At 46.5% G+C, this 8,691-nt stretch carries 5 protein-coding genes and 3 pseudogenes; 4 read left to right on the top strand and 4 right to left on the bottom strand.

Annotation, left to right across the window (positions count from 1 at the left end):
• On the bottom strand, positions 1–208 hold a 208-nt coding region (locus B5D35_RS21430), incomplete at its 3' end, for a transposase (protein ID WP_170915173.1).
• Positions 209–369: 161 nt separating this feature from the next.
• Between B5D35_RS21430 and B5D35_RS21425 the strand changes: the two genes are divergently transcribed.
• Both B5D35_RS21425 and B5D35_RS21420 read left to right on the top strand, forming a co-directional pair.
• Positions 370–1,083, top strand: coding sequence for a capsule biosynthesis GfcC family protein (locus B5D35_RS21425; protein WP_078754511.1), 714 nt, complete (start codon positions 370–372; stop codon positions 1,081–1,083).
• Between the two features lie 2 nt (positions 1,084–1,085).
• Positions 1,086–3,238 (top strand): annotated as a pseudogene (locus B5D35_RS21420) (YjbH domain-containing protein).
• 192 nt (positions 3,239–3,430) lie between these two features.
• Here B5D35_RS21420 and B5D35_RS21415 read toward each other — a convergent pair.
• The 3 genes and pseudogenes from B5D35_RS21415 to B5D35_RS21405 all read right to left on the bottom strand — a co-directional run bounded on the left by B5D35_RS21415 (position 3,431) and on the right by B5D35_RS21405 (position 6,191).
• A pseudogene (locus B5D35_RS21415) lies at positions 3,431–4,362 on the bottom strand (MBL fold metallo-hydrolase RNA specificity domain-containing protein).
• A gap of 302 nt (positions 4,363–4,664) precedes the next feature.
• Entirely contained in the window at positions 4,665–5,216 is a 552-nt protein-coding gene (locus B5D35_RS21410) for a sugar transferase (RefSeq protein ID WP_078754510.1), read from the bottom strand.
• A gap of 24 nt (positions 5,217–5,240) precedes the next feature.
• Positions 5,241–6,191, bottom strand: coding sequence for a UDP-glucose 4-epimerase family protein (locus tag B5D35_RS21405; protein ID WP_078754509.1), 951 nt, complete (start codon positions 6,189–6,191; stop codon positions 5,241–5,243).
• A gap of 151 nt (positions 6,192–6,342) precedes the next feature.
• Between B5D35_RS21405 and B5D35_RS21400 the strand changes: the two genes are divergently transcribed.
• Together B5D35_RS21400 and B5D35_RS21395 are read left to right on the top strand one after the other, a co-directional pair.
• Positions 6,343–8,256 (top strand): polysaccharide biosynthesis protein, encoded by a 1,914-nt coding sequence (locus tag B5D35_RS21400; RefSeq protein WP_078754508.1) that lies wholly within the window; start codon positions 6,343–6,345, stop codon positions 8,254–8,256.
• 145 nt (positions 8,257–8,401) lie between these two features.
• Positions 8,402–8,691: pseudogene (locus tag B5D35_RS21395) on the top strand (DDE-type integrase/transposase/recombinase); the annotation flags it as partial.

The following is an 8,691-nucleotide window of genomic DNA, read 5'->3' as shown; positions in this document are numbered from 1 at the left end:
TCAATGGCATAGAGAAAATGCGTTTCACCATCAGTGCGGTAGTAATGGCTAAGTCGCTGAATCGGCGAGGTCTACCACGCTTGCCTTGTTTGTTTTGTTTCCACTCAGCTATCGTTTCCTCATCAATCCAAAAGGTCAGAGAACCACGGTTGATTAAGGCTTTGTTGTACTGCTTCCAGTTAGTTGTTTTGTAACGAGGTTTAGACATGAGACTACGACGATTGATGGGTGTAGCCGATCAGATCGTAGCTTCTAGATTTAGTTCCATCGATTTAAGCAACAAAGCCGGTTTCAGCCCGTTTATTATCGCGTGTCACTGCCTTTTTATTCTTTGGTGTTGTAACGAATGTTTTCGCAGAAAATAACAGCGTGAATGTTATTACATCCTCCGAAACCCCTTCTGAATTTACAATCAACTTCGACGGAACACCCCGCGCATCGCAAGTGGTTTCTCAGGGCGCCCAGTTAGTTAAGCGTCAAACAGACGGTACGCTCGCACACGGGAGCGATGCTATTTATTGGCTGGGCGCGGGCCTTTTTGATGATGAGGCCGGCAATGCGAAAGAATTGCTTTTATCTGTAAACAAAACGCTCTCCCTCGCCACTGAAATTTGGCAAGACGATGATGAAAAGCTAGAGGCGGTGAAACAGTTGTCTGTCTTCATCAATGCATCCCTTTTTAAGACACGTATTCCCGTTACGCTTGATGAAGATTTTTACCTTGCGGGTTCGCGTAGCAACCCCTTGGTTGACGGTGATCTAACCCTGTTACTGCCAAAGCGCCCTGACTCGGTGCAGGTGATTGGCGCAGTTTTACACCCTCAAACCGTACCTTTTTCCGTAACGCATACGGCTGACGACTATCTGTCTGTCGCCATGCCACTACACTCCTTTGGCAATAGCACAGCATTGGTTGTTCAACCTAATGGAGAGATAGAAGAGCACCCTATCGCCTATTGGAATGAACAACCAATGAACATTGCCCCAGGCGCGATGGTTTATATGCCTTTTCAGCGATTGCCTTCAGCACTTTCGTCGTTGAATGCGGATATTGTTCAACTTCTTCAACACCGGGTTATGTAGTCATGCATCATCGTTTATTTACCTTGTCTTCACTGTCTCTGGCGATGATGGCTGCACTTCCCGCTGGCGCGAATGATCAGGATTTTACGCCATTCACGCCAACACAAAGTGATTTGGTGGTGTGGGCTTAATGCAAGTGCCAACGGGCCGCGTTGCGCCAGAAGGCGAGTTTTCACTGGGTGTGACCATGAATGGCGATTACCGCCACTACCACACGTCTTTGCAATTGATGCCCTGGATGGAAGCGACCATTCGCTATACGCAAGTTCCTGAGGTCTCCTTTGGAGGCAATGAAAATTTCAGTAAAGATAATTATTACACCGATAAAGGTATCGATGTAAAACTGCGATTGTGGGAAGAAAGCTACTGGTTGCCTGAAACCTCTGTGGGTATTCAAGATATGGGCGGTACCGGTTTGTTTGATGGCGAATACATTGCTGCCAGCAAACATATGGGGCCACTGGATTTCACCCTTGGGGTAGGCTGGGGATACTTGGGCAACCGTGCAAACCTTGCCGGTGATAAAACGCAAGGCACGGATTGTGGCCGAGACACCAGCTATAAAGGAAAAGGTGGCAGCTTTGACTACAGCCGCTGGTTTACGGGCTGTATGTCTGTGTTCGGCGGGGTGGAATACCAAACGCCATACGCGCCACTTTCGTTGAAGTTAGAATACGAAGGGAACGATTACCGCTCGGAATTCGCACCAGATATTGAACAAGACTCACCGTTTAACCTCGGTGCTGTATATCACTTGGGCGATTGGGGTGACCTACGCGCCAGTTATGAACACGGCAATACTTGGACGCTAGGTTTCACGCTGAAAACCAACTTCAATACCCTCAAGCAAAACTGGGTCGATACCCCTACCCCAGCTTATCAAAACACGGCAACGAAAAACGTGGATGAGATTGATTGGGACAAGGTTGCTGTCGATTTAAAAACCATTGCGGGTTACAGCCAAACCAAAGTGTATGCGGATAAAGATACGGTGACAGTGGTAGGCAGCCAATCGAAATACCGTGACCGCGATTTCGCCCATGAAAAAGCGGCCATGATTTTGGCGAACACAGGCACGACGGCAAAAGAGTTTGTGCTGATTGAAGAACAAGCCAACCAGCCAACGACGCAGACCACGATTGATACGGTCGCTTATCGCAAAGTGGCGAACCAAGAGTATGTCGGTGGACATGTGTCTGATGCGGTAACCGTTGTCGACCCTAGCTCGCCGCGCGGTATGCTGCAAGCAGATACGTCAAAACCTTGGTCTGTCAGCATGTCACCGACCTTGCAACAGTCGATTGGTGGCTCAGAAGACTTCTACATGTTTAACCTTGGGGTGTCCGGTGGTGCCAGTTATTGGCTTACGGATAACATCGAAGTCGGTGGCGGTGTTTATGTAAACCTTGTCGATAACTATGACAAGTTCCTTTACGACGTACCGCCTGATGGCACGGATTTGAAACGCGTTCGCACACTGGTTCGTCGTTACATTTCTGACAACACGGTTCGTGTGAACAACCTTCAGGCGACCTTGTTTAACCAATTCGGCGACAACGTTTATACCCAAGCTTATGGTGGCTACCTCGAGAGCATGTTCGCCGGTGTGGGTGGTGAGGTGCTGTACCGACCGCTTAACAGCAATTGGGCATTTGGGTTGGACTTGAATTATGTGGTTCAGCGCGACCCTGACACCCAGTTTGGTATTTTCACCGAAGAACGCCATTACGACCCAACAACGGGCCGTTACTACCGCGTACAAACGGGCGCACCAACGGGCCACTTTACGACCTATTATCGCCCTGAGTGGAGCTGGTTCGATGATTTGCTGATCAAAGCAAGTGTGGGGCAGTATTTGGCGGAAGATAAAGGTGTGACGCTGGACGTTTCCAAGCAGTTCGACAGCGGCGTTATTGCAGGTGCGTATCTGGCGAAAACGAAACTTTCTGCAGAAGAGTTCGGTGAAGGCAGTTTCAATAAGGGCTTCTATATCTCGATTCCGTTCGACATTTTCACGGTGAAACCAAGTGCCAGCCGCGCGGTGATCGGCTGGACCCCGCTGTCTCGTGATGGTGGCCAGATGTTGGCGCGTAAGTACAGCTTGTACAGCATGACCAATGCGAGATATCCGAATAGCGAGTTTACGAATCGCTAGCAGGGAACCAATAACAGCAAGCCGATTGCAGCAAATCGCGCATTGCGGGTTCTAAACATGCGATAAAAATAAAGGGGCTTGGTATTGGATACCTAGCCCCTTTTTCATTCTGCCCCGCTCGGATGCTCTTCTTTTCTTTTGTTTTTGTTTTTGTTTTTGTTTTGTTCTTCTATTTTTAATTATCGCTTTGGCTTAGGTCTCCACGCCCAAAACAGTTCGTTTGGCGAGCTTTCTCTTTTCTATTTGTTTGGCGAGAGCCTGTTGCGCCTGCTTATCACCATGCACGATACGTACTTCTTTCGGTGCATTGGGGATCCCCGCGATAAAGCGCAGCAGATCCGTTTGATCAGCATGGGTGGAATAGCCAGACATGGTATGGATGTGTGCATTCACTTCGACAGTTTCGTTACCAATTTCAACCCTTGCTGTGCCACGTTGAAGGCGGGAATGAGGATAACGCCGCCATCGCGCAGTGAACGATTGATCAACGTTTTTAGCCTGTCGGCACGTTGTTCTATGGAATCGTGAGTGCCGTCACCATAGGTGCTTTCAATCACTAAGAGATCTGCCCTTTCAGGCGGCGTTGGATCGGGTAATAACGGTGTGTTGTTGGGGCCAAGATCGCCGGAGAAGACAATCGTTTCTTCGGTTGGCAGTTTTATTGCGACATAGGCAGAGCCAAGGATATGGCCGGCAGGTTGAAAGCGGATATCTGCCACTAACGCAGATTGGTGATCCACACTGTGCCAGGTGCCGTAATTGACGGGAATGGTCAGCGATTCGATGAGTTTGAGTATGCGCTGCCGGTCTTTTCGGTTCAGACCAAGCTGAAGACGTAATGCATCATCTAGCATCATGGGTACAAGTTTGGCGGTGGCAAACGTGCAATAGATGGGTGAACTGAAACCCGCGGCAAGCAGCCAAGGAAGCCGGCCGATATGGTCAATGTGCGCGTGTGTCAGTATGAGTGCATCGATGTCATGTACATTGAATTCGATATCGAGAGGACGCACTTCATCGCCTTGAAACAAGCCGCAGTCAATAAGGAGCTTTCCCTTCTCGGTAGTGAGCTGGTGGCAAGAGCCCGTGACGCCCGTTTTGGCACCGTGGTGGATGATGTGCAAAACAGCCTCCTTTCTATCGTTAGAGGCTTCATTTTTGTCAAAAAGTTGGCTACCTAGCCAATGCTTAGGAAGGTCTTATAGCGCGCTTCACCGCTTGGCTTTTTACCTAAGAAATATACATTTTCTCTTGCGATGCATGTCTTTGTTCAGGCCCCGTCTCCTAGGGGCTGAATTTAACAGCGCTTAGGAATTTAATACTAAAACGCCCGATGACGAGCATCAGGCGTTTGAATGTGAAAATGCTAATCCAAATAAGGAAGAGCCATTCCAGAGGGCACTATTCTAGGAAAAAACATTAATATTTAGTTTTTAACTCTGTCGCCGGAACCACTCCCTGTTGCGGTTTGTATAATGTACGTGAAGTAGTTTTTCAGTGACATGGTTTCAATCATGCGCGCATCCCATTTTGCGAGCTTCTCTGGTGTCGACATATCAATTTCGTTAACTTGCGCTAAACCCGTAACACCAGGAAGGACATCAAAAACACGTAGGGATTGGCGAGCGTCAATAAGCTCTTTCTGATTAAACAAACAAGGTCTTGGCCCCACGAGACTCATTTCCCCTTTCAGCACATTGATCAGCTGCGGCAACTCGTCTAACTTGGTCTTACGAAGAAAAGCACCTAACCGGGTAATTGAGCTAGATTGCGCTAAATGAGTCGCTACCGAAGCAGTGTCTGGTGCCATTGTGCGAAATTTTATTAAAGAAAATGGCTTTTGATTTTTACCCACTCGCTCTTGACGGAAAATGGGTGAGCCTGTATCAAAATATCCTAGAATCACAACGATGAGCATCACAGGCCAAAGAAACAATAACCCTAAGAATGCAAAGGTATAGTCAAAAACTCTTGTCACCGTATTACTCGCTCTATCAATATTTCAATCATTTAATGCGTTTTTGTAGGTACTGACTGTTTTTGCAATACCTTGCTCAAAACTGTACGGCGGTTGCCAGCCTAAACGCGACATTGTATCAGAAATATCAAGCTGCAAGTTGCCGCATAGGCGTTGAGAGAGCGCCTCTTTACCAAGCAATCTGGCTCCCCATTCAAGAAAGGATTGTGGTACGGGGATCAATCGGTTTTCTTTCCCGAAATTGACGCCAATTTGTCGGAATAGTGTGGTAGTGGAGACATCTTGACCATCCGAAACCAAAAACACGTTCCCAGCGGCTTTTTCATGCTCGCAGCACAATAAAATAAGTGAGATCAAGTTTTCTCTATATACAAAGCTTCTTTTATTGTTAATGGCAACAAAAGGTAAAGGGACACCTTTACGGATGAGGTTCATCATGGACAGGAAGTTCGCTTTTACGCCTTCGCCATAAACAAGTGGCGGACGAATAATGACCACTTCCATACCCGTGTCTTCGGAGATTTGTTTTAAACCAATTTCCGCTTCATATTTGCTTAAGCCATACGGATCAATAGGAAGCGTATCAATTGCGGGCACAAACGGATTTCCCCGTTCGGTTTGTTCTCCGTTAACTTTGATACTGCTCAAGAAGACGAACCGCTTCACACCTGCTTCTGATGCTTGTTGTGCAAGTCGTAATGTACCCAACGTATTGGTGTGCCTATATGCCGTTAGTGCTTCAGATTCAGTCTCTTTCATTTGATGAACACGAGCTGCGCAATGCACCACGACATCTATACCCTGTAAGGCATCAGACCAATCCGTATCAGGACCGATATCGCTGACCTCAATATGGTGGGCATCTTCTCCGATCTGCTTTCTTATCTGAACGCGATGATCGATGTGTCGCTCTTTTGAGACGGCAATCAGACGTGACCCAACAAAACCACTACCACCTGTTATCAACAACTTCAAACGGGTACCTATCCTAACTTTAACGTGACCACTAGATTCTAACACTCTAGACTAGAGGCGATCACTAAAACCTCTTAGAATATGTACAGAAAATTTATTGCTTCATACTGGCAAACTTGCTTCTAGCAAACAGAGACCTATAAGAATACGAATGTTTACACCAATCCAGTTGCTGCTCGGTGCTCAGCGTAAAAACAAGCGCATTATTAGTATAATTTATGACATTCTTGCAGTCATAGGCTCCTACCTCTTTGCGATGGCACTGAGGATGGACAGCCTGTCTTTCCCTTTTGGATTGCCTGAGATTGTTAGCCTTACAATTACTTGTTTTGTTACCATAATCTGCTTCATAAAATTGGGACTTTACCGAGCAATCCTTCGCTACATGATGCTGCCCGCTGTCGGGAACATCTTCTTTGCGGTGTTCATTTCTGCGATAACGTTGGCAATCAGTGGCTTCTTTTCTCAAGCCTTCATTCCTAGGAGTGTCCCCTTCATTTACGCAGGGTTAGCAATCCTCTCTCTGGGTGCACCGCGCATCCTGATTAGAACAATTTATTACCATCATTATCGCAGAAAGAAGCCAAATGTTTTTATCTACGGCGCGGGATCAACTGGCAGGGATTTAGCCTATGCGCTGATCCAAGGTGACGAATACCATCCGGTCGCTTTCTTGGATGATGACCCGGCAAAAGGCGGTCAAATTTTAAGTGGCGTTCGGATTTATTCGTCAAGCGAGTTCCCAAGCTTAACGTCACTCTACGAGCCAGTGAAGCTACTACTCGCGATTAACAATATCAGCAAGGGTGACCGTTTACGCTTAGTGGAAAAGCTCTCCGGTTGGCCGATTGAGGTTCAATCTGTGCCTTCAGTTGAAGATATTGCAGCAGGGAAAGCGTTGGCAACTGACATTAAAGACCTCGCTGTAAGTGACCTTTTAGGGCGAGAGCCCGTCGAACCTGATGCTGAGTTGATGAGCAAAAACATTGCAGGTAAATCTGTCATGGTCACCGGAGCTGGAGGCTCAATTGGTTCAGAGCTTTGCAGACAAATTTTGGCGCAGCAGCCTGAAAAACTCGTATTGTTTGAACTAAATGAATACAACTTGTATGCGATTCATCAGGAGCTAACGAACCTTAAAAATCACTTGAACTATCAAACAGAGATCATATCTGCTCTAGGGTCTGTTCAAAACAAAAATAGACTGATGAACATAATGTCTGCTCATAACATACAAACGGTTTATCATGCCGCGGCATATAAGCACGTTCCGTTAGTAGAAGACAATATTGTTGAAGGTATTAGGAATAACGTTTTTGGCACGTTATCGTGCGCTGAAGCTGCAATAGAAACTGGCGTTAAAAATTTCACGCTTATCTCTACAGATAAAGCCGTCCGCCCGACAAATGTAATGGGTGCGAGCAAACGACTAGCAGAACTTGTACTTCAAGCTCTCTCAGAACAAGAGCCCAACATTATTTTCACCATGGTTCGGTTTGGTAATGTACTCGGTTCCTCAGGCTCTGTCGTTCCGCTTTTCAAAAAACAAATTCGAAAAGGGGGGCCTGTTACTGTGACCCACCCGGAGATTACGCGTTTCTTTATGCTGATCCCTGAAGCTGCCCAGCTAGTGATACAAGCAGGGGCTATGGGTATAAACGGACAAGTATTTGTTCTGGATATGGGGGAGTCAGTAAAGATTGTTGACCTTGCAAAGCGTATGATCCGTTTGATGGGTATGAAAGAATATTACGATGGGAATAGTGATTCCGGTGACATAGAAATACAGTTTACTGGTTTACGACCAGGAGAAAAGCTCTATGAAGAGTTGCTCGTTGGAGAGAATGTAGAAGGAACGAGTCATCAAAAGATCATGACCGCGATGGAAGAAAGGTTATCACTAGCAGATATGCGAGACTTACTTTCAGAGCTAGATTTAGCATGTCATACATTTAATACAGCCAAGTTGACATCTTTACTACTCTCAGCCCCACTTGATTACGAAAAAAATGAACCTTGGGTACAGAGTATATCTACTATACTCTGTACCAGTCTCCATCACTGAGGTTCGAATTTATATTTATAAACCACTGCTAAGTCTTGCCCGACCTGAAAAGAATCCACTAATGATACATTTTCACACTTAGAGACCCACTCAAAGTATGGTATTGCTGGCTATTTTGCATGACATATATATGTTTATTGCTTATCTGCGCTTCGAGACTGAACCAGGACAGCAGATGCAAGTGGACTTCACGACGATCACATACCACGGAAAACGCATCAAAGCCTTTGTCGCAACGCTTGGATATAGCCGTGCAACTTTTGTCCGCTTCATTGAGCGTGAGCGTCAAGAAGATTGGATTGAAGGTCTTGAAGAAGCGTTCGAATACTTCGGTGGTGTACCCAAAGAGGTCCTGTTCGACAACGCAAAAGCCATCATGATAGAGCGTGATGCCTATGGTGAAGGTCATCATCGTTGGAATGCAGCACTGCTTGC

This window comes from Enterovibrio nigricans DSM 22720 (genome assembly GCF_900167155.1).
Taxonomy (GTDB): Bacteria; Pseudomonadota; Gammaproteobacteria; order Enterobacterales; family Vibrionaceae; genus Enterovibrio; species Enterovibrio nigricans.
The sequence above is the reverse complement of the archived record's forward strand: the minus strand, read 5'-3'. Positions and strand labels throughout refer to the sequence as shown.

Excerpts from the sequence above, each read along its gene's own strand:
- B5D35_RS21400 (WP_078754508.1), top strand. The coding sequence starts at position 6,343 with ATGTTTACACCAATCCAGTTGCTGCTCGGTGCTCAGCGTAAAAACAAG.